This window comes from Globicatella sulfidifaciens DSM 15739 (assembly GCF_900167405.1).
GTDB lineage: Bacteria > Bacillota > Bacilli > Lactobacillales > Aerococcaceae > Globicatella > Globicatella sulfidifaciens.
The window spans coordinates 1-26,159 of sequence record NZ_FUWO01000001.1 but is presented as its reverse complement, the minus strand read 5'-3'; the positions used below and the strand labels follow the sequence as shown (position 1 = coordinate 26,159).

The following is a 26,159-nucleotide window of genomic DNA, read 5'->3' as shown; positions in this document are numbered from 1 at the left end:
GTTATCAGGCGGTGTCTTTTATACGTCTTGTTGAGGAATCTTTTATCCTCTAAAGTAAAAGAGGCCACTATATAATTTAGGTTCAAACCAAGTACTTTTTGGGGGCATAATACCTGCTTCATCAGCGACCTTAAAGAGTTCTTGTATAGAAGTAGGATGCATTGCAAAGGCAAGCGGGTATTGTTCTAACTCTTGCAATGCACGATTCCCACCGACAAAATCAATCCGTTCATCGGTCCTAATATCTTGAATGTTAAGAATGGGCTCCAAAATTTGTTGGCTCAATAAAGTAGCGTCTAAAGCTTGTGGATCTTGTGTTTTTAATGCTAGTTGATACCATTGTTGATTTAACCATAAACCCACCGTACCTTTTTCAGTCGGTTGAAAAGGTTCATCAACAGACACCAAATTAAATTCTTGGTTCAATTTTTCAACGAGTGCTTCTGGATTGTAAGGCGATATATCACTAATGACTCGGTGATAAGGTAGAATCGCCATTTCTTCTTCAGGGAAAATGACGCTCATTACTTTGCCATTGCCGACTGTTGCGCTGGCTCTCACGGCTGCAGCTGTTCGATGATGTCCGTCGGCAATATAGATGGCGGGCATCTCAGCAAAATATTGGCTAATTGCCTCTTCAAATTCGTGCGGAACGATGGTGATGGTTTGATAGACGTCTTCTTCACTTTTAAACTCGATGATCGGCTGAGTGGTTTTTTGAATTTCTTCAACGACGGCTTTCAATCCGGGATTGCGTTTATGAACTAAAAAGATGGGACCGGTTTGGGCGCCTAGTTTTTCGATATGGCGTACGCGATCGTCTTCTTTTTCTTTACGTGTTAACTCGTGTTTTTTGATCAAATTATGTTGATAATCTTCAGCCGTAAAGCCAGCGATGATTCCGGTTTGTTGGTGCGTATTAGTTTTTAATTGGTATAAATAATATTGCGCTGGTTGCAGAGGATAATACGCCAATTCACGTTGTTGTAATTCATCATGAGCTTTTTGATACACTTTCGCATCATAAGGCGAAGTCCCTTCAGCAAAGAAGGTTTCCGGTCGATCAATACCAATAAAGGCTAAAGGATGCTGTTGGACATAGGACCGCGCTTCTTGTTCATTAAAGACATCATAGGGTAGGGAAGCCAATTGCTGAGCAAATTCAGGTTGTGCTAAGTGTAAACTTAAGGGTGAAATATTAACCATGTTCTCCTCCTTTAATAATACGAATGCGACAAACACCATCGCCATTGGCTAAGTCTTCTTTAAAATGTTCAATCGAATTACCATCGATATCCATTATCGAATAGGCATAGCCATCTTTACTTTGATTCATAAAATTCACAATATTAATATCACGATTGCCTAGCCAGGTCGTTAAACGACCAATCATATTAGGCTTGTTCTCATGGAGAATACATAAACGCGTATAAGCGCCAATCGGACCGAGTGAACAATTAGGAAAATTCACTGAATTAACGATATTACCATGTTCAACATACTGTCTTAATTGGCTAACGGCCATTTTCGCACAATTATCTTCCGATTCGGTCGTGGTAGCGCCGATATGTGGCGTAATGATGGTATTAGGTAAACTAGCAGAAGTCGGATTAGGAAAATCAGTAACGTATTTAGCAATATGCCCTGATTCTAAAGCAGGACATAAGGCTTCTTCATCAATTAAGGTATCGCGGGCATAATTTAATAATACGACACCCTTTTTAAATAATTGTACCACTCTTGCATCAATCATTTTTTCAGTAGCATCGACTAAAGGTAAATGCAAGGTAATATAGTCCGATTGAATATAAATATCCTCAATATTTGAAATGTGTTCAACTTCGTGTGAAAGGTTCCAAGCGGATTTTACTGAAAGAAAGGGATCGTAGCCTAAGACTCTCATCCCTAATGCTAAGGCAGCATTTGCTACTAAAACCCCGATAGAACCTAAACCGATGACGCCAAGTGTTTTGCCAGCTAGTTCATTGCCAGTAAAAGCTTTTTTGGTTTGTTCAGCAAGTTTGGCAATGTCGGCTTCATCTTTTGACGCTTTTACCCAATCTACACTTGACAATACATTACGAGAGGCGATAATCATGCCTCCGAGTACTAATTCTTTCACACTATTTGCATTCGCTCCGGGCGTATTAAAGACGACAATCCCTTTTTTAGTACATTCATCTAAAGGGATATTATTGACCCCAGCACCGGCTCTCGCAATGGCCACTAATTTTTCAGGAAAGTCTAAATCATGAATATTAGCACTACGAATAAGTGCTACTTTTGCTTTTGTTAAGTCTGTGGTTTCTTGATATTCTTCTTCGAATAAGTTCAGACCTTTTTGTCCAATGGGATTAAATAAATAATAATCAAACATACTATCGGTTCTCTCTTTCAAATTTTTCCATAAAATCAACTAATGCTTGAACACCTGCGAAAGGCATCGCATTATAAATACTAGCGCGCATTCCACCCACTAAACGGTGACCGGCTAAATTCACTAAATGATGATCGCTCGCTTCTTTAATAAATTTTTTGTCCAGCTGTGGATCACCAGTCACAAACGGAACATTCATTAATGAACGATCGTTCTTATTAACCGGATTACTAAATAATGCACTCTGGTCAATATAATCATATAATAATTGTGCCTTTTTAATATTTTTCTGTTGAATTGCGCTTAAACCGCCTTGATCTAACAACCATTTAAAAACAAGTCCGCACATATAAATCGTATAAGTTGGTGGCGTATTATACATTGAATCATTGTCAATATAAGTATCGAATCGGTTCATGGTCGGTACATTGTCACTGATTTCAATTGGAATGATATCTTTATTAATAATGGATAATCCAACGCCAGCAGGTCCAATATTCTTTTGTACGCCACCGTATATCATGCCGTATTGAGTGACATCAATCGGTTCTGATAAATAACAAGAAGACATATCAGCAATTAATGGAATGCCGTTAGTGTTAGGTAATTGTTTAAATTTAGTACCGAAAATGGTATTGTTTTCACAAATGTGGACATAATCAGCTGTTTCATTAAATTGAATTTTTGAAACGTCTGGTATGTAAGTGAAATTTTTATCTTCAGAACTAGCAACAATATTGATATAACCAAATTTTTTCGCTTCTTGTGCAGCTTTCTTTGAAAAATTGCCGGTTATGATATAGTCGGCTGATTTTTTGGGCATTAAATTTTGAGCAATCATGCCAAACAATGCACTGGCTCCTCCAGGTGTAAAAATAATTTCATAATTATCTGGAATATTGACTAATTTTTTTAAGTTAGTTTTTGTTTCTTGAAAAATATCATTATAAACGGAAGAGCGATGACTCATCTCCATTACCGATTGGCCACTGCCTCGATAATCTAATAATTCTTGGGACGCTTGTTGCAATACCTCTTCAGGTAACATCGCTGGTCCAGCAGAAAAGTTAAATGTTTTTCTCATCCTGACGACTCCTTTATAATGTTTTGTATAATCATAACGTAAACTAACAGTTAATTCAATGGAAACTATTATTTAAATGAGAAATTGATTAAAATAGTTGACAAAATAGAATGTTTATTTTATTATAAACTCATATTAATTAATAAAAACATTTTTGGACAAAGAGATTCGGGATATTTTCAAGAGAGTTTGCGGTTGGTGCGAGCAAATAGATGAACGAATGAAGACACAGCCAGTAATAAAATGTATGGTCGCAACATTATAGCGCGAGAAGTATTCTCATTGAGGTAATAAGTGTGAGCTTATTATAAATAAAGGTGGAACCACGTTAAGACGTCCTTTACCCATATTCGGGTAGAGGGCGTATTTTTTTAGGATAGTCGACTGTCGCAATCAATTTGAAAAAAGGAGCATATATTATGAAAAAGATCAAAAAAATGTTAGTAGCGGTTTTAGGTTTAATGGTTGCATCTCCCGTTGTAATGGCGGCAGAACCCGTGATTAATAAAGGAGATAAAGTAGTTGTCGGTTTTGATGATACCTTTGCGCCCTTTGGCTTTAAAGATGAAAAAGGCAATATCGTTGGTTTTGATGTTGATTTAGCAAGCGTCGTTTTTGACAAAATGGGTGTGGAATTTGAATTTCAACCGATTGACTGGAGTACCAAAGAAACCGAATTAAATACCGGCAATATCGATATGATTTGGAATGGCTATACAATTACTGATGAACGTGAAAAAGTAGTTGCATTCTCTGATGCTTATATGGATAATCGTCAAGTCATTATTGTTAAAGCTGATAATGGTATTGATTCGAAAGCGGATTTAGCTGATAAAGTGGTCGCAACTCAAGCAGAATCTTCCGCCTTAGAAGCAATTTTAGCAGATGAAGCCTTTACCAAAACCATCGATGGTGCAACACCGATTACCTATGCGACTTTTGTAGAAGTTTTCGCTGATTTAGACAATGGCCGAGCAGATGCGATTGTCGTTGACGAAACACTCGCTACTTATTATTTAAGCCAAAAAGACAATGCCGATAGCTACCGTATTTTAGAAGACAATTTCGGTGAAGAAGAATACGCCGTTGGTTTTAGAAAATCGGATAGTGAATTTGTAGAAGAATTCAATGCAGCTTTAAAATCAGTAACCGAAGAGGGAACATTTGATGAAATTAAAGCTAAATGGTTTGTAGAGATTAAAGAATAATCAGGTTCATTGAACAAATAGTCATTATCCAAAACGGTATCAATATAATCACGATCTTGAACATTACGATTAGCTTAGTGACTAGATAGGTTTGATAAAGATATGGTGATTAAACTAGCTTTTTTCGGTGTTTCGTTGATGCCGAATGAATGATTATTAGTACTGGTTGGCTGAACTGCAACGTTCAATTATAATCAATGAGAAGCGCGGGGGAAGAACTTTCGCACGGTTAGCTGGACTACAGCGTTCATTATTAAAAGAGAAGAGTTGCTTTCCCAAGGGAGACTAGATTGCAGTTTTCAATGATTGTCAATAGTATATAAAATTTAAGACTAGGAGAAATTAAGATGGGGATAGAATGGTTAGAGCCACTAGGACGAGGCTTTAGTGTGACGTTACAATTTTTTGTAATTACTTTAGTATTAAGTTTACCTTTAGGATTATTATTAGCGGTGCTGAATCGTTATTTACCAAAGTGGTTACAAGCACTCATGCAAGTCTATATTTATGTTTTTAGAGGGACACCTTTATTACTGCAAATGATGTTTGTCTTTTTTGGACTTCCCTTAATAGGTTTGGTGTTGGATCGTTTTGAGTCAGCCGTTTTAACGCTAGTCTTAAATTATACTGCTTATTTTATTGAAATCTTTCGCGGCGGCATTCAAACAGTGCCTATCGGTCAATTTGAGTCGATTAAAGTTCTTTCGATTTCGCCACTAGCTGGATGGCGTAAAATCATTTTGCCGCAAGTATGGCGCATCGTGATGCCATCAATTGGAAATGAGGTTATCACTTTAATTAAAGATACTTCTTTAATCTATGTTTTAGGTTTAGAAGAATTATTAAAAGTCGGTAAAGCTTTGTCCAATCAACAAGCATCCTTATTACCATATGTTTATGTGGGGCTTATCTATTTAATCTTTACCGGCGTGACGACTGTTATTTTAAAACAAATCGAAAAGAAAATGGGGGTGTAAGCTATGACATTAATTGTAAAAAATTTAAGTAAAAGTTTTGGCACCCAATTGATCTGTCAAAATTTTAATTTAATGATGCAACCGGGAGACCTGACTTTATTAGTAGGCGAGTCGGGGAGTGGAAAAACGACCATCTTACGTATGTTAAATGCTTTGGAAACAGCGGATCAGGGCACGATAGAGTTAGCAGGTTATGATTTAATTTCTGAAAATGGTGAATCTAGTAAAACCGAACAAAAAAATTATCAACGGGCGATTGGGTTAGTATTTCAAGATTACCAATTGTTTCCACAAATGACCGTCTTAGAAAACTTATTATTTGCACCCAGAGTGAATAAGTTAGCACCCCAAAAAGAGTTAACAGCAGCAGCGATTAGCTGGCTAGAGCGCTTTGGTTTAGCGGATAAGTGCGATGTTTATCCCTCAACTTTATCGGGAGGACAAAAACAACGAGTAGCGATTATTCGCGCGATGATGATGCGCCCCCAATTATTATGTTTTGATGAACCGACTTCGGCTTTAGATCCAGCGAATACTCTAGAATTTTCGAAACTCATTGAAGAACTGCGACGAGAAGGTGTTATGGTGTTAATCGTGACCCATGATATGACACTCGTAGAGTTAGTGCAAGAAAACGCACAAATTATTACTAATAAAGAATTTATCCAATCGAATTAAGGCGATTATCATAAAGTTAACATAGAAAAAATTAGGAGTCGCTCGTATGCCTCCTCTGTTACATTGAGTAAGTTAAAGATTGTTTATTGAAAGCTCCCCATAATGATGCCTCCCTGTTACCATTGAGTAAGTATCAAACAAGTCTGAAAAGGGATTGTTTAGTGTTACTCAATTTTTGTAAGGGGCTAAATATATTAATTTGAACATCATGATTTAGTGACTGGATAATTTAAAAGTGATGACTTATTCATTTAATAGTTAAAAGCGGGGAGTTGGCCAGAAGTAGAAAATTGAATAATTTTCGCTTCGTAGGCCTACCCCCGCACAGTTGAGTAGGTCTCAAACAAGTCGAAAGACGAAGGTTGAGGCCACTCAACCACTGCGCTTTGAATTAAATAGATATGCCTGAACAGAATTTAAAAAGTTTTTGCCCAGCCTCGACCGGACTAATTTACAGACGCTCCATAAATTTATTTTTATTTACAATGACCCGCGTATGCGTTGCACGGGCAATTTGCTTTTTTGAATCAAAAGCTTCCAGTTCAAATTCAAAGCGACGATTTGTTTTTTTGACAGCCGTAATGGTGATTCTAACCTCATCTCCAATCACGGTAGGGGCAAGGTGGTCAACGGCAATATGCGAACCAACAGTCGTCATGTCTTCGAATAATAATTCTTGGCAATGTAAATAACTGATATTTTCTAAATAGGCCACTAACATCGGGGTACTTAAAACATTCAGGCCGCCTGAACCTAAATTGTGGGCAGAATGTTTCTCAAGTACTGAATAATATCTTTCAAGTGTCATTTTAATTCACTCCAATCGATTCAATTTGTATGTATAAAAGTCAACTTAAAAATCCCAATTTGTCTCACTTAAGATTCCCCACTTTTTCGTGGAGATAGTTTGTCTTTAATTCGATAAGAAGGTCCTGTTTTATTAATTAGAAAAGAATGATGTAAAATACGATCGATAATCGCCTTTGTTAACATTTCATCTTGTCCCATAATGGTATGCCATTTATCGAAGGTTAAGTTACTCGTAAATATCGTTGATCGTTTTGTATATCGCATATCGATTAATTGAAAGAATAATTTCGCTTCAAGGGGACTTATTTCATTAAATCCTACTTCATCAATCACGAGCAACTTATATTTGAAGAATAACTTTATTTTTCGTTCGAGCGTTCCTTCCTGATAAGCTGTCTTTAAGGCATGGATTAATTTATTAAATTTAATAAAATAAACACTATTACGTTTAATCGCGACACTATAGCTAATCGCTATCGCTAAATGTGTTTTTCCTGTACCTGGATTTCCTACTAATACGACGTTTTTTGCCTCTTTATAAAAGGTTGATTCAATAATCGTTCTTATTTGATCTTCTTCAATACTCGGTTGAAACGTGAAGTCGTAATCGTCAATGGTCTTTAAGTAAGGGAAAGCAGCGACTTTAACATTATATAAACGGTTATTTTCTTCCTTTGCTTCCACTTCTTTTGCTAGTATTTTATATAAGCCAGATAATTCCGCATTGCTCAGTTGATGTTCTTGATATAATTGTTCTAAATAGTGCTGTGCTGATTTAAATTTTAAATACTGTAATTGCTCTTGTACTTTAAGATAGATTGTCATAACGGATCTCTCCTAATTCCATTGAGATAAGACTCGGTTTTGTCGTTGCTTCTATTTTACTTGTTTCCTCTTGTGGTTTTGCATAATACAATTGGTGCTCTGGTTTTATGTTGAACGGTTGATTGGTTATAGGATGACTATCAATGATATTTCCGTTATAATAAATATAAAGTTTATTGTTTTGAACGATAATGTCTACTTGCTTACCGATAAATTCTTTTGGAACAGAATATTTATTGTACCGGTATTGAAAGAGAGAGTCGTTGGTAACATGAACTTTTTTAAGTTGAAGGTGATAAGGTCTTCTGACTGCCAAGGAGGGTAGCGGGACTAAATCACCTTTTTCTTTTTCTAATAAGAAACACCGTGGCAACCTTGTCGCTTGAGAAGCGGCTTTATTATCTTGTTCATTCAGTTGTTTTAATCGATGATGCATTGCCAATATTCCTTCATAGGTTCCGTTATAGTTATATAGTTGTTCTACCCATTTGTTTTGCGTTTCCGTTCTTCCTTTTGTTTGAGGACGATACGGCATACAAGGTAGTGGCTCAATACCATAATTTTTACAGAATTCTGAAAATCGTGAGTTTAGGATGGCTTTGTCTCCCGTGCTCGTTCGTGGCTTTTCGACAAATGCTTTCAAATTATCAATGACTAATTCTCGTGGTGCTCCGCCAATTTATTCAAATGCTTCTGCTAAAAATGATAGTAAGTTATCTGTTGTCAAATCTAATATCAGTCGACGAACATTGTAACGTGACCATGAAAGAGTTAACGTTGGAATATAAACTGTAATGGTCTGCCCTTCTTCCGTTACTAATTTTACTTTTTCTTTCAAATCGAATTGGGCTTGTTGACCCGGTTGATTTTTAAATCGTTGTATGAACTCCGTTTTGTTATGTTTTTGGAATGACAGACGCAAGTCTTCATCATTCACAATATAGCGATAAAAAGTAGAACGGGCACAGGTGATATGATGTTCTCTTTGCATAAAATAAAAAAGGTGATCAATATAGCTGAAATGACGCGGTGAATCATAAAGGTAGGAAAGCATCAGTGGTTTAAAATCATCTAAATACTTTTTTCTCTTTCATGTCGTCTTTGGTATTACGCCTTCTAATCTCTTCTTAACTGTTTTTCGGTCACAGTTTAATTCACGTGAAATCTTTGATAGATTCAATTTAATTTCTCCTTTCTGATACCATTCACTTAACCTAGATAAATCATCTAATGATGTTATTGTGATCTTTGCAATCTCTGACATAATCATTCCTCCTAATGGAATAATTATATCAAAAAAGATTACCTCAATTGTTTTTGTAACTGGGGAAAGTTACGTGCAACAAATTGGGTAATCTTATTGTAACTTTTATAGTATGCAGTTTCACTATAACCATTGTATACTAAAAATAATAGAAAAGGGGAGTGAATCATGGATTTAAAAGAACATTATTTATATCAAGCTTATTATCAAGAAAATAGACGCATTCGTGTCTGGTTACCAGAAGAATATCAAGCGAGTGTCACCGAACGCTTCGGGGTACTGTATTTACATGATGGGCAAAATGTTTTTTTGGATGAGGAATCATTTGTTGGTCATTCTTGGCGAGTGATAGAAGCGTACAAAGAGTATCATCATCGCCCACCAATGATCATTGTCGGCATTGATAATCATCCTGAAAAAAGACTGGATGAATATTCGCCTTGGCAGCTGGATCCAACACATCACAGTCAAATGACAACAGGAGGAGGAGACGGTAGCCATTATGGCGAATGGCTTGTGAAGGTGGTGAAGCCTTTTATTGACCAACAATATCGCACTTTAGTAGCGGCAGAACATACCTGGTTAGCGGGCAGTTCAATGGGTGGATTCATCACTGCTTATATGGCAGCTAAATATCCAACTGTCTTTGGAAAAATAGGTGTTTTTTCTTTAGCTTCATGGTTTAATGAAAGAGCATTTTTAGAGTTTATCAAGGCCCATCCCTTAGCTAAAAATACTAAAGTTTATGTTCAAGTAGGAACAGAGGAGACCGATGGTTTAGCTGACCCTGAATTAGAACAAAGGCGGAATCAACAATATGTAGATTGTTCTTTAAATTACTATGCGACTTTATTGGCTCAAGGTGTACCGATTGAAAATACTTGGTTACGGATTATGGTTGGAGAAAAACATCATGAACAATATTGGGCCCAACATTTTGGTGAATTTATCGATTTTATGTCAGCCAATTAGTAAAAAATTGTTTTTTGTATATGAAGGCTTGCTTTTATTGGCGGAAAAATTTTTATTCACCACGATTTTTTAGTCCATACAATAAAACTTTAAGAGATGTTTTATAATGATTCGGTTGATAGGTGTTGGTTTGTCATCAATAGCATTTTAAATTTGACTATCGAGCCAATAGACTTAACTAAGCAAGTGATACTCTTAAGAAAACAAGGAATTAATCAACTAGCATGCGAATCTAATTTCGGATGCTTTTTTTTGATTGATGATGGTGATTGCTTGTGAAATCAATTTGAAAACTCCCTTCATCCGAGAATTTTGCTAAGATTATTTTCATTCACAAGCTCGTGTCTCATTTTGAGACATATTTTGCTTAATGATTAAGAATATATAAAGTTTAGCGGATTATTTTTCTAAATTTTATGAAAATGAAAATAACACTCAAAAAGGGTCGTTTTCGTGTCTCATTTTGAGACACCTTGAAAATTGATGAAAACAAAAAATTGGATAATTTGCCTCTTTTTTGATGTTATACTTCGTTTGGAATGCTTACATTGTTCAATAACGTTTCAGATGAAAATATTTGAACTCATTTTGAAAATGAAACTTTGTGAAAAGACTTTTCTTTGGATTGTCAGACAACGTCAGGACCGGGCAAAAACTTGATGAATTTTAACAAATAAAAAATCGTATTTCTGTATTTTCAAAGTATATTAATAAAACAAACCCATGCTGTATACTTTTATTGAGAAGCAATTAATGGAGCTGATGCCTTGTCATAATCACCGAACAATCATTAAAAACTCGTACTTTGTTTTGCAATAAAAGCAGGCACAAGGTACGAGTTTTTTGAAGTAGAGTCAAACTTTTATAGACGATGAAATAATGATTGTTATCTAATCGTTCGGCCATTCAACCGTATAATAACCTTCTTCTTCACATAGGGTTAAAGGCATATTGGTGCGATAAAGTGAACCGTTTTTATCTTGTTCTAAATACATCACAAAATCTTTAGGATAAATTGATAGTAATTTCGAATAGAGATTATCTTGGTCAACAATGATGGTTTTGATTTCTTGATCGGTTTGGAACCAATCGGTTTTCAAATGGAAAAAAGCACCCGGTGAGATAAATGTTTCGTATTTAAGGATTGAAATGATTGACTGTTTCATAAAAAAACTTCCTTTCACTATTAGTATGTATATTATATCACAAACTAACCAGTAGAATAAGCGCTTTATTAAAAATGACAACACTGAAAAATGAAAAATTTCCCTATATCGTGTATAATATGACTTAATGATTATAAAAAAGAGGTGCTTTATTTGACCAAATTACTAAGCGGAACTAAACGTTCAAAAGAATTGTTAACCATCTTCCAAGAAAAAACGCAAAAATTAAAAGATCATCATCAAGTGACGCCGAAATTGGTAGTAATAACGGTTGGTGAAGACCCAGCTAGCCAAGTTTACGTCGGCCAAAAGGAAAAGAAAGCTCATCAAATCGGCTTTGATTTTGAATGGGTAAAATTCCCTGAGACGGTACCAGAAACAGAATTAATCGCTAAGATTGATGAATTAAATGCCGACTCAAAAGTGAATGGGATGATTGTTCAATTACCTTTGCCTCAACATTTAGATGAACGTAAGATGATCGAGCGCATTAGCCCAGACAAAGATGTCGATGGTTTCCATCCTTATAATTTAGGAAAATTAATCGCCAATCAAGCGACAGTGATTCCGTGCACGCCTAAAGGGATTTTGAATTTATTAAAAGCCCATGATATTACTTTGTCAGGAAAAAATGTTGTTATCATTGGCCGTAGCTTAATTGTTGGTTTACCATTACAAATGCTTCTAACACATGAGAATGCTACCGTTACTGTTTGTCATACTAAAACGAGAGATTTAAAAGCACATACTAAGCAAGCAGATATTATCGTCGTGGCAGCCGGTAAACCGGGTCTCTTAACGAAGGAACATATTCAACCAGGTGCTGTTGTCATTGACGTCGGGATTAATCGTTTACCAGATGGCCGTTTAGCGGGAGATGTTGCTTTTGAAGAAGTTGAAGATATGGTCAGTGCCATTACGCCCGTTCCAGGTGGTGTGGGACCGATGACGGTTGCGATGTTAATGGAACAAACATTGGAGTGTGCTTGTCGTCAACATGATATTGATTATCAAACGCTTTAGAAAGTAGGTGTTCTTTTGAACGAAAAATATTTAACGGTCAAAGCCCTCACTCAATATTTAAAACGAAAGTTTGATGTTGATCCTCACTTACAAAAAGTTTTTGTCGTGGGAGAAGTATCGAATTTCAGGATGCGACCGAATGCCCATCAATATTTTAGTTTAAAGGACGATGGTGCCGTTATTAATGCGGTCATGTTCAAACATGCCTTTAATAAACTTCCGTTCAAACTAGAAGAAGGAATGAAAGTCCTTGCGGTCGGGCGAGTCGGTTTATATGAAAAAAGTGGCCAATATCAAATCACTATTGAAAACTTGCAGCCTGATGGGGTAGGAGCACTTTACCAAGCTCTAGAACAGCTGAAAGAGAAATTTAGAAAAGAAGGTTTATTTGATGTTTTAAATCGACCCATTGAAAAATTTCCTAAGAAAATTGCGGTCATTACGAGTCCAAGCGGAGCGGTCATTCGCGATATTTTAACAACGATCAAACGGCGCTATCCGATTGTTCAAGTGACTGTCTTTCCAACCAGGGTACAAGGACAAGAAGCAGCCGGTGAAATCGCGGCAGCCTTTGATAAAGTCAAAAACTTAGCCAGTGAGTTTGATACGGTGATTCTCGCGCGTGGTGGAGGCTCAATTGAAGATTTATGGCCGTTTAACGAAGAAGTTGTAGCAAAAGCCATATTAGATTGTCCGATACCGGTCATTTCATCCATCGGTCATGAAACAGATACGACGATTGCTGATTTAGTAGCTGATTTAAGAGCACCCACTCCAACAGCAGCTGCGGAAATGTCAGTGCCCGTTATGACTGATATCTTAGCCTATTTAAATGGTCAATCTGAACGATTAATCTATGCTATTAATGCCCAATTTAAGCAAAAGCAAAAGCGTTTATCAAATGTCCAGCAATCTTATGTTTTGACCCAACCAGAAAGGTTATATCAAGCTTACACTCAACAACTGGATAATTTAACAACGGCTTTATGGCAACATCAACAAAAATATTTGCAAAAGCAACGACATCAAGTAGAGTTAGCGAGTCAAAAATTAGGATCGGCTTCGCCAACCAATCGCATCAATCAGCAAAGTCAATTGGTAGAGCGAATGACTGAACGTATGGCTTATTCGATGCAACTCTTATTAAATAAAAAAGAACATCAGTTTAAGCAAGCAGTCGTCCAACTCGAAGCCTATAGTCCCTTAAATATTTTAGCTAGAGGCTATTCGGTTGTGTCTAAAGATGGAAATGTCGTTAAATCAGTCGAGAGCTTAGAGCAGCAAGATGACGTTGAAATACGACTATTGGATGGCAAGATTAATGCAACCGTTAATTCTATTGAAAAACTTAAAGGAGATAAATAAATGGCAACTAAAAAACCCGCAAAGCAACCAGAAAATTTTGAAGCCGCATTAACACAATTAGAACAAATTGTGCAACAATTAGAACGTGGTGAATTACCCTTAGAAGAAGCTTTGGCATCTTTTAAAGAAGGAATTGAATTGAGTCAATATTGTCAAAAAACATTGACTGAAGCAGAACAAACCGTCGCTAAAATGATGACACCACAAGGTGAAGTGAATTTAGACGCAGAAGAGATATAATTTCCCTGAAGCTAGGCAAAAAGCACATCGTTTTTTTGCTTAGCTATTTTTTATAAAGAAATAGTATAAGACCGGGGAAGATTAATTATAAATAGGTTAGTTTCCTTATACATTGGAGAAGTGATCAAGACGAAGCGAAAATGATTCGTATTTCTACTCTGCTTCAAGCCCAACTATGCGGGGAGGGCAAACGAAGCAAAAGTCTTTTGATTATCTACATTTGGCCCACTTCGACTGTGAGAGGGCGGCAAACGAAGTGAAAAAACCCATTTTCTACTTCTTATCCTCTCATTTCAAAGATCGTCATTAAATAACAAAGCATCATTTTTAATAACAATTTTCGATAATGGCTGTTGAATATTATGGTATCGAAATAAAGAGACTAGTTAGGTTTCGTAAGATATAAATCTTAATCAAGGAATAACTTCCAATATTAAAACAAAAACATTTTTAATGCCTTCGATTTCATATACTGATTGTGTGAGAACACTAGGGGATTATGTTATAATATCACTAGCTTTGACAGATATTTACAGTCAAATTTAGCAAGATAACCGAAAGCATCATGTTTGTAAGTTTGTAAAAGATAACAAACGATTTTTAACAAGGAGGATTTTAGCTTTATTAACGTACCTAATGTATAAGGCTAAAGATAAAGAATACAATGGAAATATTAAAATTAAAGACCATTACAGAGTTTTTTGAAAAAGGATTAGAACAACATATACGTTATAAAACGACACCGATAGAGTTAATGGAACCAATGACCTATTCATTATTAAATGGCGGCAAAAGAGTACGTCCCGTCATGTTATTATGGGTCTTAGCGATTCAATCAATGGATGCGGTAAAGGCAGGTCTCAACACTGCCAATGCTTTAGAAGCCATTCATACCTATTCGCTCATCCATGATGATTTACCAGCGATGGATAATGATGACTATCGCCGTGGTATGTTGACTAATCACAAAAAATTTGATGAAGCGACCGCTATTTTAGCTGGGGACGCTTTATTAACCGATGCCTTTGGCATGATTGCTGATGATGACCAATTGAAGCCTGAGCAAAAAGTAAAATTAATCAGTTTATTAAGTCAAGCGGCTGGTTCTGTTGGTATGGTGGCAGGACAAGTGTTTGATATTCAAGCAGAAAATAAAACAATTACTCATGAACAACTAGCGAATATTCATTTTTTAAAAACTGGTAAACTTTTTTTATTTGCAGTGCAAGCGGCAGCTATTATTGCCAATCTAACTGCTTCAGAACGTCAATTATTAGAAACATTTGCTACTCATTTTGGACGAGCTTTCCAAATTCATAATGATATTATGGATGAAATTGGCACGCCAACTGAAACGGGTAAAAAAACCCAAGCTGATAGTGAATTACATAAAGCTACTTATCCGGCTTTACTGACTTTAGAGGGAGCAAAAGAGGCTTTGAATTCTGATTTAGAAAAGGCTCGCTCAGCATTGAACGAGCTAACTGAAACTACTAGAAAACCATACGACAGTCTTGAGGTTTTCTTACAATTTGTGACATTGGAGCAATAAAATGAAAAAAGAAAGAATAGATAAACTAGTTGTCCAAGCAGGTCTAACCGAGTCTAGAGAACAAGCGCGTCGTTTAATTATGGCGGGACAAATTTACGACCAAAATAATCAACGCTACGACAAGCCCGGTGAAAAAATACCGGTAGACTCAGAACTTCATATTAAAGGGAAAATTATGCCTTATGTCAGTCGAGGCGGCTTAAAATTAGAAAAGGCCATTAAGGTATTTGACATCGATATGGCCGGTCACCGGCTATTAGATATTGGTGCTTCTACTGGTGGTTTCACTGATGCTGCGTTACAATTCGGCGCTGAAATGAGTTATGCTCTCGATGTTGGCTACAATCAACTCGCTTATTCATTGAGAGTCGATCCACGAGTGGAAGTCATGGAACGTCAAAACTTTCGCTATTCTACACCAGTCGATTTTACTAGGGGAGAGCCTACTATCGCCAGCATTGATGTTTCGTTTATTTCCTTAAGACTAATTTTGCCACCACTGATTGATATTCTAGCGCAAGATGGTTATGTATTAACCTTAATTAAACCTCAGTTTGAAGCTGGACGTGAGAGAGTTGGAAAAAATGGTATTGTTAAAGACCAACAAACGCATATTGATGTGGTCACCGAAGTATTACAATTTGCTAGTTCAATTGGATATACAGTTGAAGATTTAACTTTTTCACCGATTACCGGTGGTGAAGGAAATATTGAGTTTTTAGCTAAATTAAAAAATGCCAAACAATTAAATAATCAAAGTTGGCAACAGATTAAGATTGAAGAAGTAGTCAAACAAGCACATGAAACATTTTAATTGAGGTGTACTATGCTACAAAGTTTAACCATTGAGTCTTTTGCGATAATTGATCAAGTAACGATTGATTTTTCACAAGGAATGACCGTTTTATCAGGAGAAACTGGTGCCGGAAAATCCATTATTATTGATGCTTTAGGCATCTTATGTGGTGGACGTGGATCAAATGAATTCATTCGACAAGATAGTGAAAAGTTGGTGATCGAAGGGTTATTCTCTTTTAATGAGCAACCAACTGCGCTTATTCATTTATTAGAAGAGCTTTCAATTGATACGGAACATTTACTTGAAGATGGATTAATTATTCGCCGTGAAATTAACAATCAAGGTAAAAATTTAATACGGGTGAATGGTCAATTATTAAATGTCACTGCCCTTAAAAGAATCGGTAGTCATTTAGTTGACATACACGGTCAAAATGAACACCAAGCCTTATTAGATAATACGCAACATTTAAGTTTAGTCGATCAATTAGGCGATCAACGATTTATTCAATTAAAAGAAAAATATCAAACCGCGTACGAACAGTATGCTGCGATTCGTCGCCAATGGTTTAAGAGTCAAAAAAATGAACAAGAGCAAATGCAACGCTTGAGTTTTTTAGAGTTCCAAGTGAATGAGATTGAGGCAGCGCATTTAGTCAAAGAAGAATATGAACAATTAGAGGCCATTAGTGCCAAATTGCAAAATGCGACAAAGATAACCCACGCGATGGAATCGATTAATTATTTAATGTCAGATAGTGACAGTAGTATTTTGGGAAATTTAAGTGAAGTGATTGATGAATTGAATCAAATTAAAGATTTTGATGATCAATACCCAGCGATTTTAGACCAAGTCAAATCCATTCGAATTGATTTACAAGAAATCGCGCATCAAGTGGCGATGAGTAATGATAGTTTTGATACGGGGGATCAATCGATTGATGAGGTCGAAGCCCGTTTAAATGAGTTAGGCCAATTGAAACGTAAGTATGGCATGGAAATTGACGAGATTTTGGATTATTATGATCAAATTTCTGAAGAAATTTACCAAGTTCGAAATCGCGAAGCTTACTTAAAAGATTTAGCTTTAAAATTTAATACAGCTTATCAAGAGGCCTTAACACTAGCACAACAATTAACTGCCGAACGTCAAAAATTGGCCAAAGGGTTAGTTACGGCGATTGAACATGAACTGGCAGATTTGTATATGCCTCATAGTCGCTTTGAAGTAAGATTTAATACTTTAGCAACCGAACAAATTGAATTAGATGAGTTAGGAACGGTAGAGTGGATTAATTTATCAATTGAAGGGCAAGACGAGGCAGAGTTTTATGCGATGACCAACGTCGGTGAAGCAAGCAAACCACTCGTTAAAGTAGCCAGTGGTGGCGAACTCTCACGTTTTATGCTAGCTTTAAAAGCTGTATTTAGTCGCCAATTAAGTGAACATACGATGGTCTTTGATGAAATTGATACCGGTGTATCGGGACGGGTAGCACAAGCGATTGCTGAAAAAATTGCCCAAATTGCCTTTCATAATCAAGTGCTTTGTATTACCCACTTGGCACAGGTAGCGGCCATTGCCCATGAACAATTATATATTCAAAAACAAGTCGCCAATAATCGGACCTCAACGGTCGTCAATACTTTAACGACTAATGAGCGCCGCGAAATCTTAGCACAAATGATGTCCGGAAAGACCATTACGGACTCATCATTACAAATGGCGGATGATTTATTAACTGAAATGGCTCGCTTTAAAAATAACTAAGTAAATATTGATAAATTCAGTTAAGTAAGTGGCTGTTAATGACAAGCTTAGTGTTGAGGGAGACCGGGCAAAAAGTCGCTAATTCAGTCAAGTAATTGTTAGATAATTAAAAGTGTAGTGGTTGATTGGCATCAAACTACGTCTTAAAGACTGGTTTGAAAGTGAACAGACGAAGCGAAAATTATTTCATTTTCTACTTCTGGTTCACTCCCAACTGTGCGAGGATAGACAGGCGAAGCGAAAATCATTCCGTTTTATTCCATTTCTTTAAAAACCGCTTTTATAGTGGAAGGCAAAGTAAAATAGCTAATTTCTGCTTCTTGCCCCAAAACCATATCTAATTTGGATGTTCAGTTTAACAGTCATTGTTAATCAAGATCAATTAAATTTTACTAGAAAAACAATTAAAGGAGGTGGCTTCAATGAAAATCACGAGAATTGAAAAGCAAAAGAAAAATAGCGAACGCTATTCACTTTATGTGGATGATGAATTTTGGATGGGAGTCAACGAAGCCGTCCTCGTTAAATTTGCTTTGTTTAAAGCACAAACGGTCACCGCTAAAGATTTAAATGAAATTGCTGAATCCGAATATCAACATTCGATTTATAGTCAAGCGATAAAATTTTTAGCCCATGGCTTGAAGACGGTAAAAGAAACGCGTGACTATTTAACAAAATATTTAGCCGATCGCCATAAGGAACAAGAGGAGCAACCGCATCCTAATGAAGCATTATATATTGAACAAGCGATTGAGAAATTGACGGAACAAAAATACTTAAATGACTTATTTTATAGTCAATCATATGTGCGCACGCATGCTAATTTAAATCAAAAAGGGCCAGCATTATTAAGGCGTGAATTGCAACAAAAAGGGGTCGCAGTGCATTTAATTGATGAGGCGATGCAAGAATATCCTACTGAGTTAGAAGTGGAAAATGCTCAAGCACTCGCTGACAAATATGCGCGGATAAAAAAGCAATATCCACCCAAAAAACTGATTGAAAAGACGCGACAAATGTTGCATAACAAAGGCTATGATCATGATTTGATTCAACAAGTGATACATGAAGTGGATTTATCAGCTAGCGCAGAACGACAAGATGATTTATTAGCCAAAGAGGCTGAAAAGCAATTACGTAAATGGCGTCGAAAACATTCAGGGTTTCAATTAAAGCAAAAAATGACTGAAAGTATGATGCGCAAGGGCTTTGATTATGACTTAATTAAAGCGTGGATGGCTGAAAATGAAGAAGCATTTATTGAAGAATAAAGTTAAGTGAGTGTTTAAAATGAGAAGCTAAGCTACTTTAAAAAGAGGATATGATAACTCGACAGACACTCACTTTGATTTTTTGAACAAGAGGAAGGAGCGTTTTGTGACTCAAGTTTTAGCAAAATATGGATGGAATGATCAAAAAGTTAAAGGATTTCGGGCCGCGCTCTTAGATTGGTATGATCAAAACAAACGTGATTTACCATGGAGACGCACTCGTAATCCTTATTATATTTGGATTAGTGAAATTATGTTACAACAGACACAAGTAGCAACTGTTATTCCTTATTTTGAGCGATTTATTAAGGCATTACCAACAATTGAGGCACTAGCTAATGTTGATGAGCAGGAATTATTGTTATTATGGCAAGGTTTAGGGTATTATTCTCGTGCGCGTAATTTAAAAGTGGCCGCCCAACAAATAATGGAACATCATCAAGGTCAGATGCCTCAAACGATGCCGGAATTATTAAAATTAAAAGGAATTGGCCCCTATACCGCAGCAGCGATTGGGAGCATGGCGTTCGACTTAGTAGAGCCGGCAATTGATGGTAATCTATTAAGAGTGACTGCCCGCATATTTGAATTAGATGCTGATATTTCAAAACCAAGTTCAAGAAAGATTTTTGCGGAAATTTTATATGAATTAATTGATCCAGAGCGTCCCGGAGATTTTAATCAAGCGATGATGGATTTAGGCGCAACGGTGATGACACCGACTAATTATTATCCAGAGGACAGTCCTATTAAGGCTTATGATCAATCGTTTATTAACGAAACAGCTGCGCTATATCCGGTCAAGAAAAAGAAAATCAAAAATACTAAACATCAAATGTTGGCGTATCGTATTCAAGACCTAAAAGGCTCAGTGTTGTACCGTCAACATACAGCTGATGAACTCTTAACAGGGTTATGGCATTATCCAATTTTTGAGTATGATATTGTTTTAGATAGTGCGACTGAAGATGAATTGTTAACACCCTTAGAGGATTATTTTGAACAATTAGGATTAGGGGCGCTCAAGTTAAAGCTGATGATGAACCCGAGCCAAATGATTGTTGCTTTGCCGAAAGTGAAGCATGTTTTCTCACATCGGACCTGGAACTTACAAGTGGTGCCGGTTCAATTAGAAGATGATTTACAGGCTCTAATAGCAGGTAGTCAGGGACTCACAACGACTGCTAGTGATCAAGAGCATCCTATTTCAACTTTACAGCAGAAACTTCAAGCAAGATGGGAAGGGGTGAATCGATGAAACGACTATTACAATATTTTAAGGGCTATCAAAAAGAAAGTATTTTAGGACCTGTATTTAAACTATGTGAAGCATTATTAGAATTAACCGTCCCGATGATTGTCGCTCGCGTCATAGATGAGGCGATTCCTTCAGGGGAGACCTCGCAAGTATTAAGATACATATTCTTAATGATTGTGGTAGGCTTAGTAGGATTTATTTTAGCTATCACCGCTCAATACTATTCGGCTAAAGCGGCGGTTGGTTTTACTCGCCAGCTTAACAATGATCTTTTTAAGAAAATTATGTCATTACCCCAAGCGGAAGTGGATAAAAATTCACCGGCCAGTTTAGTTAACCGCTTGACGTCTGATACTTTCCAAATGCAAACCGGCGTCAATATCTTTTTTAGGTTATTTTTACGTTCTCCCTTTATTGTCATTGGGTCATTAGTAATGGCGATGCAAATTGAAAGCCGCGTGGCCTTAATATTTACTACAATGATTATCCTATTATTTGTAGTGGTCGGAGGTGTCTTAAAATTAACGAGTCCGATGTTTAACAATGTGAGAAAACGTCTGGATCATCTAGTACAATTGACTCGACAACAAGTAAAAGGGATGCGCGTCATTCGTGCATTTAGACAAGAAGTAAGGGAAATTGAAGAATTTAAGAGTACGAACCAACACTTAAATCATGAACAATTAAAAGCAGCGAATTGGAGTGTTCTAACCAATCCATTGACCTATGTGATTGTCAATATTTGCTTGGTACTGATTATTTGGCAAGGCAGTCAGTGGGTGAATGTCGGTAGTTTAACGCAAGGTGGCTTAGTGGCACTCGTGAATTATCTATTACAAATTTTAGTAGAATTAATCAAATTAACCATGGTTATTAGTACCATGAATAAAGCAATGACCAGTGCTAAACGAGCCGTAGAAGTCTTTAGTTTAGAAGATGAAGCCACAACATTTGAATCCAATGTCGTTACAAATCCGCAGTCATTGTACGAATTTAATCAAGTGCAATTTTATTATCCCAATACCCAAGCCCCAGCTTTAGAACAGTTGAATTTTACAATCAATAAAGGCGACTTTTTTGGTATTATTGGGAGTACCGGTTCAGGAAAATCAACCTTAATTGAATTATTGACAAAAAATTATGACCCAACTGCTGGACAAATTAGCGTCAATTCACAGTTATTAAAGACCGATACCCGCAGTGAATTACGGGAATCGATTGCTTTAGTTCCTCAATTGGCGACATTGTTTAAGGGTACCGTACGCAGTAATTTATTATTAGCTAATCCGGATGCAAGCGAAGAAGCGATGTGGCAGGCATTAAAAGTTGCCCAAGCAGATGGATTTATTAAAGAGAAAAATGGTCTCGATACAAAAGTAGAAGCCTTCGGACGTAATTTTTCTGGTGGTCAACGTCAACGTCTGACATTAGCACGGGCTTTAGTTAAAGAAGCAGAAATCTATATTTTTGATGATTCAACTTCTGCCTTGGATTATTTAACAGAAGCTAATTTTCAAAAAGCACTACAAGAACATTTTGCCGATAAGACGATTATTATGATTTCACAACGGACCCACAGTGTTTTTAAAGCCAATCAAATTCTGGTGTTGAATGAGGGGAAACAAATTGGACTCGGAACGCATTCTCAATTATTAGTGGGGTGTCCGATTTATCGAGAAATTGATCAATCGCAAAAAGTAGCGGAGGTGAAGGAAGATGAATAAGAATAATACTTCAACCTTTAAACGATTACTAGGTTTATTTACCGTCTATCGTTGGCAATTAATGATGGTGTTATTAATGACCGTCTTACAAGTTGCTTTTTCAATTTTAATCCCGATATTATTAGGACGTGCGGTTAATATGATTGTAGGTCCAGGACAAGTACAATTTGAACCATTAAAAGTAATATTATTCCAAATGGCTATCGTGATTATTGGGAATACCATCATCCAGTGGCTAGCTCCATTATTGTATAATCGACTAGTTTATACTACGACAACCGCATTACGACAACATGTATTAGAAAAATTGCACCATCTTCCTTTAGCTTATGTGGATCGATTGTCGACAGGAGATTTAGTGAGTCGTGTCGTAACCGATGTCGAACAATTGAATGACGGTATTTTAATGGTCTTTAATCAGTTTTTTGTGGGGGTTCTAACGATTGTCGTCACTATTATTACCATGGGTAGTCTTGATTGGCGGATGATGTTAATGGTCGTTGCCTTAACCCCTTTGTCATTGATTTTAGCGCGGTTTATTGCGGGAAAAAGTTATCGCTTGTTCAGAAAGCAAACGGAATCTCGTGGTGAACAAACACAGATGATCGAAGAAAGTATTCAACAAATTGAAATTTTACGTGTATTTAATGCACAACCCGAAACCAATGAACGCTTTAAACAGATCAATCAACAATATGCCGATCATTCACAATCAGCAATTTTTTATTCATCGATTACCAATCCGGCGACTCGCTTTATCAATGCAACGATCTATGCATTGTTAACCTTTGTAGGAGCCACTCGTATTATTAAAGGCAATTTCACCGTCGGTGAGTTAACGACCTTTTTAAATTTTGTTAATCAATACACTAAACCGTTTAATGATATTTCGAGTGTCTTAGCTGAAATTCAAGGTGCTTTTGCTTGTGCTGAACGCTTATTTGAAATTTTAGACCAGTCGAGTGAAGTAGAAACGGGTACTCAACAATTAAATGCCGATTCAGTTGAAGGACATGTGGACTTTCAACAAGTCGACTTTAGTTATGTGCCAGACCGTCCGTTAATTGAAGATTTGAATTTAGCAGTAAAAGCTGGTCAAAGAGTAGCAATCGTCGGACCAACCGGAGCAGGTAAATCGACCTTGATTAATTTATTAATGCGATTTTACGACGTGAATCAAGGACACATTTTATTAGATGGAACGCCTATCATGGAGTATACTCGTCAATCTTATCGTGAAAATTTTGGGATGGTGTTACAAGAAACTTGGCTTAAATCGGCCACTGTTCATGAAAATATCGCCTTTGGTTATCCGAATGCCACGCGTGAGTTAGTAGTAGAAGCAGCAAAAGCAGCCCATGCGGATCATTTTATTCAACAGTTACCACAGGGCTATGATACCTATCTGGATAATGGTGGTGATGCCTTATCAATCGGGCAACAACAATTATTATCGATTGCTCGCTTATTTGTTAGAGTCCCACAATTGTTAATCTTGGATGAAGCGACATCGTCAATCGATACCCGTACGGAAATACTTATTCAAAGTGCTTTTGAACAATTAATGCAAGGACGTACCAGTTTTATTATTGCTCACCGATTATCGACCATTCAGACAGCTGATTTAATCTTGGTGATGCAAAATGGCCAAATAGTGGAACAAGGTAATCATCAAAGTCTGATGAAGCAACAAGGATTATACTATGAAATGCAACAAACAAGAAATGTAGAAGAGGCATAAAGTATATATATTCTAAACACAACTCCCGGTAAGATTAGTTAATTTGAGATCATTGTCTTTAGATACATAACATAGACATATTCTAAACACAACTCCCCCAATGAACTGAAAGTTTTCACTGGGAGAGTTTTTTTGCGGTTATTCATCTAAAGTATATTGGCCTGCTTGTTTAGCAATGTTCAAGGCTCTTAATTGAGGCGTTTTCTTAAATTGATTAATCTCTACTTTTTTCAATATCTTCGCTAATAATTTGATAGCCGGAACAATAAAATCACCTTTATTTAACATCACACATTCACTACGAGCACCTTCCACCACGTCAGTCAATTCTGCACGAGCTGGAATACCATTGTCAACGTGGTTAGCGAGTACTTCAGTTGCCCAAACCACCGGAACAGAAGCAGCTTCACAAATCCACATGATTTCTTGCTGTAATTCTGCTAAGCGCACATATCCTGCTTCGACAGCCAAATCGCCACGGGCAATCATGATCGCCGTAGGGTTTTTACTGGCAGCGGTCATAATAATTTCAACAATATTTTCAACGGCTTGGCTGTTTTCAATTTTAACCATTAATTGCATTTGATTCGCTTTATCGCCAAGTAGTTCTTTTAATTTAGCTTGAATCTCTTCAATATCTTTTTTACTGCGAATAAAAGAAAGATTAATAATATCGGCCCATTTCGCTGCAAAGGCTATATCTTGCTCATCTTTTTGATCGATAATATCGATATTTAGTAATGTATCTGGGAAGTTAATGCCTTTTTGAGCTTTAATACGACCAGAACCACCTTTTACTTGGTCAATTTTTAATACAGCCCCATGTTCTTGAACTTCAATGACATGAGCTCTAAAAGCTCCGTCATCAAAAAATACCCGATCGCCCTCTTTTATCTGTTCGTAAACACAAGGGAAGGGACAACCTAAATATACGACAAAGTCCGAATTGGCTTCAATATGTTTAATATCTGGCAGTAACTTAACATGGTCTCCTACTTTAACTTTATTCTTTTTAAAATAAGAAAATACCCAATCGACCCTTAATTTGGGACCCGCAATATCCATTTGAATCTTAACCGTTTTATTGAGCTTTTTGCTGCGTTCACGAACTAATTCAATCATTTGTTGCCAGATTTCTGGGTTATCATGAGAATAGTTAATGCGGGCCACATTCATCCCAGCCAGTAGCATTTCATCGATTAGCTTAACATCAGTGGCCGCTTCAGTCGGTAAAGTAACCATAATACGGGTTCGATAGTCATCCGGGGCAGGTCCGAAAATTTTGTCGGCTTGTTGATCGAGTAGTTGGATACCTTGATTGAATTGCTCGACTGTTGGATAGTCATGACTGGTCTCAAGACCAGATAAATTGGCTAGACTAGCTCTTAAAGCTTGCAACGTTACAATCGTTTTAGCTTCCGAACGACCAATGGACGATAAACCTAAGGGAATTAATTTTTGTTGTAAAGGCCTTAAATCTTTTTGTCGTAAAGCAAGATAGGCGGCTAAGTTTTTAGCAGGTTCGATAAATTCTTGACGTTCAATTTTATCTTGCCAACGGTCATAAAAATGTCGACCATTCGTTAAAACATATTGATATAATTTGTCTACATCGTGATAAATTTGTTGTAGCTTTTCTCTTGAATTTTTTACCATAATATCCCTCTTTTCTCATTGATTGATTTAATAATTTATTGATCCTTGTCTCACTCTAATCATATCAGAATGTGACAACAATAACCATAGTAAGCACTTACAATGTTTTTGGATTATATGATCAGTCGGGATGAAGGATTGTATCAAAGTTAGGGGCCGACCGACAATCAGAACTTAGCTAATCTAAAAGGGGTAGAGGCTGGGCGTAATTTTTTAAATTCTGTTAAGCCATACCTATTTCATCAACTACTCTCCGTTAAAACCGAGAGTTTGTCCTAAACATGGTGGTTGTACAAACGATGTCATATCTCCAACCGTTTAAAGACACTAAGGGATGGTTGACTGGCACCCCATCAGTAAGCGGTCTGTAGACACTTACTGAATATTGTTTTATGTTTA

At 36.7% G+C, this 26,159-nt stretch carries 24 protein-coding genes; 14 read left to right on the top strand and 10 right to left on the bottom strand.

Translation table 11 applies throughout. From position 1 onward, the window contains the following. Positions 1-42 precede the first annotated feature (42 nt). Genes B5D12_RS00115 through serC form a run of 3 tightly spaced genes read right to left on the bottom strand, consistent with a single transcriptional unit; the run spans position 43 to position 3,461 of the window. Positions 43-1,206, bottom strand: a complete 1,164-nt coding sequence (locus tag B5D12_RS00115) for a DUF1015 domain-containing protein (RefSeq protein ID WP_159443807.1) — start codon at positions 1,204-1,206, stop codon at positions 43-45. After that, the gene (locus B5D12_RS00110) at positions 1,199-2,416 is read right to left on the bottom strand and encodes a 3-phosphoglycerate dehydrogenase family protein (RefSeq protein WP_234982872.1); all 1,218 of its coding nucleotides are present in this window, start codon (positions 2,414-2,416) and stop codon (positions 1,199-1,201) included. The genes B5D12_RS00115 and B5D12_RS00110 overlap by 8 nt, the downstream gene beginning before the upstream one ends. Next, on the bottom strand, positions 2,379-3,461 hold the full coding sequence (gene serC / locus B5D12_RS00105; RefSeq protein ID WP_078754914.1) for a 3-phosphoserine/phosphohydroxythreonine transaminase: 1,083 nt from the start codon (positions 3,459-3,461) through the stop codon (positions 2,379-2,381). The genes B5D12_RS00110 and serC overlap by 38 nt, the downstream gene beginning before the upstream one ends. 419 nt (positions 3,462-3,880) lie before the next feature. Here serC and B5D12_RS00100 point away from each other — a divergent pair, with 419 nt between their 5' ends. From B5D12_RS00100 to B5D12_RS00090, 3 genes are all read left to right on the top strand, one after another. Next, a complete protein-coding gene (locus B5D12_RS00100; protein WP_200802965.1) occupies positions 3,881-4,669 on the top strand; it encodes an amino acid ABC transporter substrate-binding protein in 789 nt (262 codons plus the stop codon). 347 nt (positions 4,670-5,016) lie between these two features. Beyond that, complete coding sequence (locus tag B5D12_RS00095) at positions 5,017-5,646, top strand: amino acid ABC transporter permease (RefSeq protein WP_078754913.1); 630 nt, start codon at positions 5,017-5,019, stop codon at positions 5,644-5,646. Positions 5,647-5,649: 3 nt separating this feature from the next. Continuing rightward, on the top strand, positions 5,650-6,324 hold the full coding sequence (locus B5D12_RS00090) for an amino acid ABC transporter ATP-binding protein (RefSeq protein WP_078754912.1): 675 nt from the start codon (positions 5,650-5,652) through the stop codon (positions 6,322-6,324). 451 nt (positions 6,325-6,775) lie between these two features. On the opposite strand, the gene B5D12_RS00085 is transcribed toward B5D12_RS00090, so the two are convergent. From B5D12_RS00085 to B5D12_RS10145, 5 genes are all read right to left on the bottom strand, one after another. Further along, positions 6,776-7,132, bottom strand: a complete 357-nt coding sequence (locus B5D12_RS00085; protein WP_078754911.1) for a thioesterase family protein — start codon at positions 7,130-7,132, stop codon at positions 6,776-6,778. 68 nt (positions 7,133-7,200) lie between these two features. Further along, positions 7,201-7,959 (bottom strand): IS21-like element helper ATPase IstB, encoded by a 759-nt coding sequence (gene istB / locus B5D12_RS00080; RefSeq protein ID WP_078754910.1) that lies wholly within the window; start codon positions 7,957-7,959, stop codon positions 7,201-7,203. Further along, positions 7,943-8,494: a Mu transposase domain-containing protein gene (locus tag B5D12_RS00075; protein ID WP_234982871.1), complete on the bottom strand. Its 552-nt coding sequence runs from the start codon at positions 8,492-8,494 to the stop codon at positions 7,943-7,945. Before B5D12_RS00075 ends, istB begins: the two co-directional genes overlap by 17 nt. A 144-nt stretch (positions 8,495-8,638) precedes the next feature. After that, on the bottom strand, positions 8,639-8,950 hold the full coding sequence (locus B5D12_RS00070; protein ID WP_143412002.1) for a hypothetical protein: 312 nt from the start codon (positions 8,948-8,950) through the stop codon (positions 8,639-8,641). Between the two features lie 99 nt (positions 8,951-9,049). Beyond that, a complete protein-coding gene (locus tag B5D12_RS10145; protein ID WP_159443805.1) occupies positions 9,050-9,223 on the bottom strand; it encodes a hypothetical protein in 174 nt (57 codons plus the stop codon). Between the two features lie 168 nt (positions 9,224-9,391). Between B5D12_RS10145 and B5D12_RS00065 the strand changes: the two genes are divergently transcribed. Further along, positions 9,392-10,195, top strand: coding sequence for an alpha/beta hydrolase (locus B5D12_RS00065; RefSeq protein ID WP_078754907.1), 804 nt, complete (start codon positions 9,392-9,394; stop codon positions 10,193-10,195). Positions 10,196-11,085: 890 nt separating this feature from the next. Here the strand turns inward: B5D12_RS00065 and B5D12_RS00060 are convergent. Further along, positions 11,086-11,361: a hypothetical protein gene (locus B5D12_RS00060; protein ID WP_078754906.1), complete on the bottom strand. Its 276-nt coding sequence runs from the start codon at positions 11,359-11,361 to the stop codon at positions 11,086-11,088. A gap of 153 nt (positions 11,362-11,514) precedes the next feature. On the opposite strand from B5D12_RS00060, the gene folD reads away from it, so the two are divergent. The 10 genes from folD (at position 11,515) to B5D12_RS00010 (ending at position 24,104) form a co-directional block, all read left to right on the top strand. Further along, positions 11,515-12,384 (top strand): bifunctional methylenetetrahydrofolate dehydrogenase/methenyltetrahydrofolate cyclohydrolase FolD, encoded by an 870-nt coding sequence (gene folD / locus B5D12_RS00055; RefSeq protein WP_078754905.1) that lies wholly within the window; start codon positions 11,515-11,517, stop codon positions 12,382-12,384. Between the two features lie 15 nt (positions 12,385-12,399). After that, a complete protein-coding gene (gene xseA, locus B5D12_RS00050; protein ID WP_078754904.1) occupies positions 12,400-13,749 on the top strand; it encodes an exodeoxyribonuclease VII large subunit in 1,350 nt (449 codons plus the stop codon). Then, positions 13,750-13,989, top strand: coding sequence for an exodeoxyribonuclease VII small subunit (gene xseB / locus B5D12_RS00045; RefSeq protein WP_078754903.1), 240 nt, complete (start codon positions 13,750-13,752; stop codon positions 13,987-13,989). A gap of 664 nt (positions 13,990-14,653) precedes the next feature. Beyond that, positions 14,654-15,541 (top strand): polyprenyl synthetase family protein, encoded by an 888-nt coding sequence (locus B5D12_RS00040; RefSeq protein WP_078754902.1) that lies wholly within the window; start codon positions 14,654-14,656, stop codon positions 15,539-15,541. 1 nt (position 15,542) lies between these two features. Further along, positions 15,543-16,355, top strand: a complete 813-nt coding sequence (locus B5D12_RS00035; protein WP_078754901.1) for a TlyA family RNA methyltransferase — start codon at positions 15,543-15,545, stop codon at positions 16,353-16,355. A gap of 12 nt (positions 16,356-16,367) precedes the next feature. Further along, positions 16,368-18,110, top strand: a complete 1,743-nt coding sequence (gene recN, locus B5D12_RS00030) for a DNA repair protein RecN (protein ID WP_078754900.1) — start codon at positions 16,368-16,370, stop codon at positions 18,108-18,110. A gap of 422 nt (positions 18,111-18,532) precedes the next feature. After that, complete coding sequence (locus tag B5D12_RS00025; protein ID WP_078754899.1) at positions 18,533-19,381, top strand: RecX family transcriptional regulator; 849 nt, start codon at positions 18,533-18,535, stop codon at positions 19,379-19,381. 106 nt (positions 19,382-19,487) lie between these two features. Beyond that, positions 19,488-20,639, top strand: a complete 1,152-nt coding sequence (mutY, locus tag B5D12_RS00020; RefSeq protein WP_078754898.1) for an A/G-specific adenine glycosylase — start codon at positions 19,488-19,490, stop codon at positions 20,637-20,639. After that, positions 20,636-22,363 (top strand): ABC transporter ATP-binding protein, encoded by a 1,728-nt coding sequence (locus B5D12_RS00015; protein WP_078754897.1) that lies wholly within the window; start codon positions 20,636-20,638, stop codon positions 22,361-22,363. Before mutY ends, B5D12_RS00015 begins: the two co-directional genes overlap by 4 nt. Next, positions 22,356-24,104, top strand: a complete 1,749-nt coding sequence (locus B5D12_RS00010; RefSeq protein WP_078754896.1) for an ABC transporter ATP-binding protein — start codon at positions 22,356-22,358, stop codon at positions 24,102-24,104. Before B5D12_RS00015 ends, B5D12_RS00010 begins: the two co-directional genes overlap by 8 nt. Before the next feature lie 138 nt (positions 24,105-24,242). Here the strand turns inward: B5D12_RS00010 and B5D12_RS00005 are convergent, their stop codons facing one another. Continuing rightward, complete coding sequence (locus B5D12_RS00005) at positions 24,243-25,760, bottom strand: pyruvate kinase (protein ID WP_078754895.1); 1,518 nt, start codon at positions 25,758-25,760, stop codon at positions 24,243-24,245. Positions 25,761-26,159 lie beyond the last annotated feature (399 nt).

What these genes read in the sequence shown, in the direction of transcription:
- B5D12_RS00115 (WP_159443807.1), bottom strand. Translation starts at nt 1,206, where the DNA reads ATGGTTAATATTTCACCCTTAAGTTTACACTTAGCACAACCTGAATTT.
- serC (WP_078754914.1), bottom strand. Translation starts at nt 3,461, where the DNA reads ATGAGAAAAACATTTAACTTTTCTGCTGGACCAGCGATGTTACCTGAA.
- B5D12_RS00100 (WP_200802965.1), top strand. Translation starts at nt 3,881, where the DNA reads ATGAAAAAGATCAAAAAAATGTTAGTAGCGGTTTTAGGTTTAATGGTT.
- B5D12_RS00095 (WP_078754913.1), top strand. Translation starts at nt 5,017, where the DNA reads ATGGGGATAGAATGGTTAGAGCCACTAGGACGAGGCTTTAGTGTGACG.
- B5D12_RS00090 (WP_078754912.1), top strand. Translation starts at nt 5,650, where the DNA reads ATGACATTAATTGTAAAAAATTTAAGTAAAAGTTTTGGCACCCAATTG.
- B5D12_RS00085 (WP_078754911.1), bottom strand. Translation starts at nt 7,132, where the DNA reads ATGACACTTGAAAGATATTATTCAGTACTTGAGAAACATTCTGCCCAC.
- istB (WP_078754910.1), bottom strand. Translation starts at nt 7,959, where the DNA reads ATGACAATCTATCTTAAAGTACAAGAGCAATTACAGTATTTAAAATTT.
- B5D12_RS00075 (WP_234982871.1), bottom strand. Translation starts at nt 8,494, where the DNA reads ATGCCGTATCGTCCTCAAACAAAAGGAAGAACGGAAACGCAAAACAAA.
- B5D12_RS00070 (WP_143412002.1), bottom strand. Translation starts at nt 8,950, where the DNA reads ATGCAAAGAGAACATCATATCACCTGTGCCCGTTCTACTTTTTATCGC.
- B5D12_RS10145 (WP_159443805.1), bottom strand. Translation starts at nt 9,223, where the DNA reads ATGTCAGAGATTGCAAAGATCACAATAACATCATTAGATGATTTATCT.
- B5D12_RS00065 (WP_078754907.1), top strand. Translation starts at nt 9,392, where the DNA reads ATGGATTTAAAAGAACATTATTTATATCAAGCTTATTATCAAGAAAAT.
- B5D12_RS00060 (WP_078754906.1), bottom strand. Translation starts at nt 11,361, where the DNA reads ATGAAACAGTCAATCATTTCAATCCTTAAATACGAAACATTTATCTCA.
- xseB (WP_078754903.1), top strand. Translation starts at nt 13,750, where the DNA reads ATGGCAACTAAAAAACCCGCAAAGCAACCAGAAAATTTTGAAGCCGCA.
- B5D12_RS00040 (WP_078754902.1), top strand. Translation starts at nt 14,654, where the DNA reads ATGGAAATATTAAAATTAAAGACCATTACAGAGTTTTTTGAAAAAGGA.
- B5D12_RS00035 (WP_078754901.1), top strand. Translation starts at nt 15,543, where the DNA reads ATGAAAAAAGAAAGAATAGATAAACTAGTTGTCCAAGCAGGTCTAACC.
- recN (WP_078754900.1), top strand. Translation starts at nt 16,368, where the DNA reads ATGCTACAAAGTTTAACCATTGAGTCTTTTGCGATAATTGATCAAGTA.
- B5D12_RS00025 (WP_078754899.1), top strand. Translation starts at nt 18,533, where the DNA reads ATGAAAATCACGAGAATTGAAAAGCAAAAGAAAAATAGCGAACGCTAT.
- B5D12_RS00015 (WP_078754897.1), top strand. Translation starts at nt 20,636, where the DNA reads ATGAAACGACTATTACAATATTTTAAGGGCTATCAAAAAGAAAGTATT.
- B5D12_RS00010 (WP_078754896.1), top strand. Translation starts at nt 22,356, where the DNA reads ATGAATAAGAATAATACTTCAACCTTTAAACGATTACTAGGTTTATTT.
- B5D12_RS00005 (WP_078754895.1), bottom strand. Translation starts at nt 25,760, where the DNA reads ATGGTAAAAAATTCAAGAGAAAAGCTACAACAAATTTATCACGATGTA.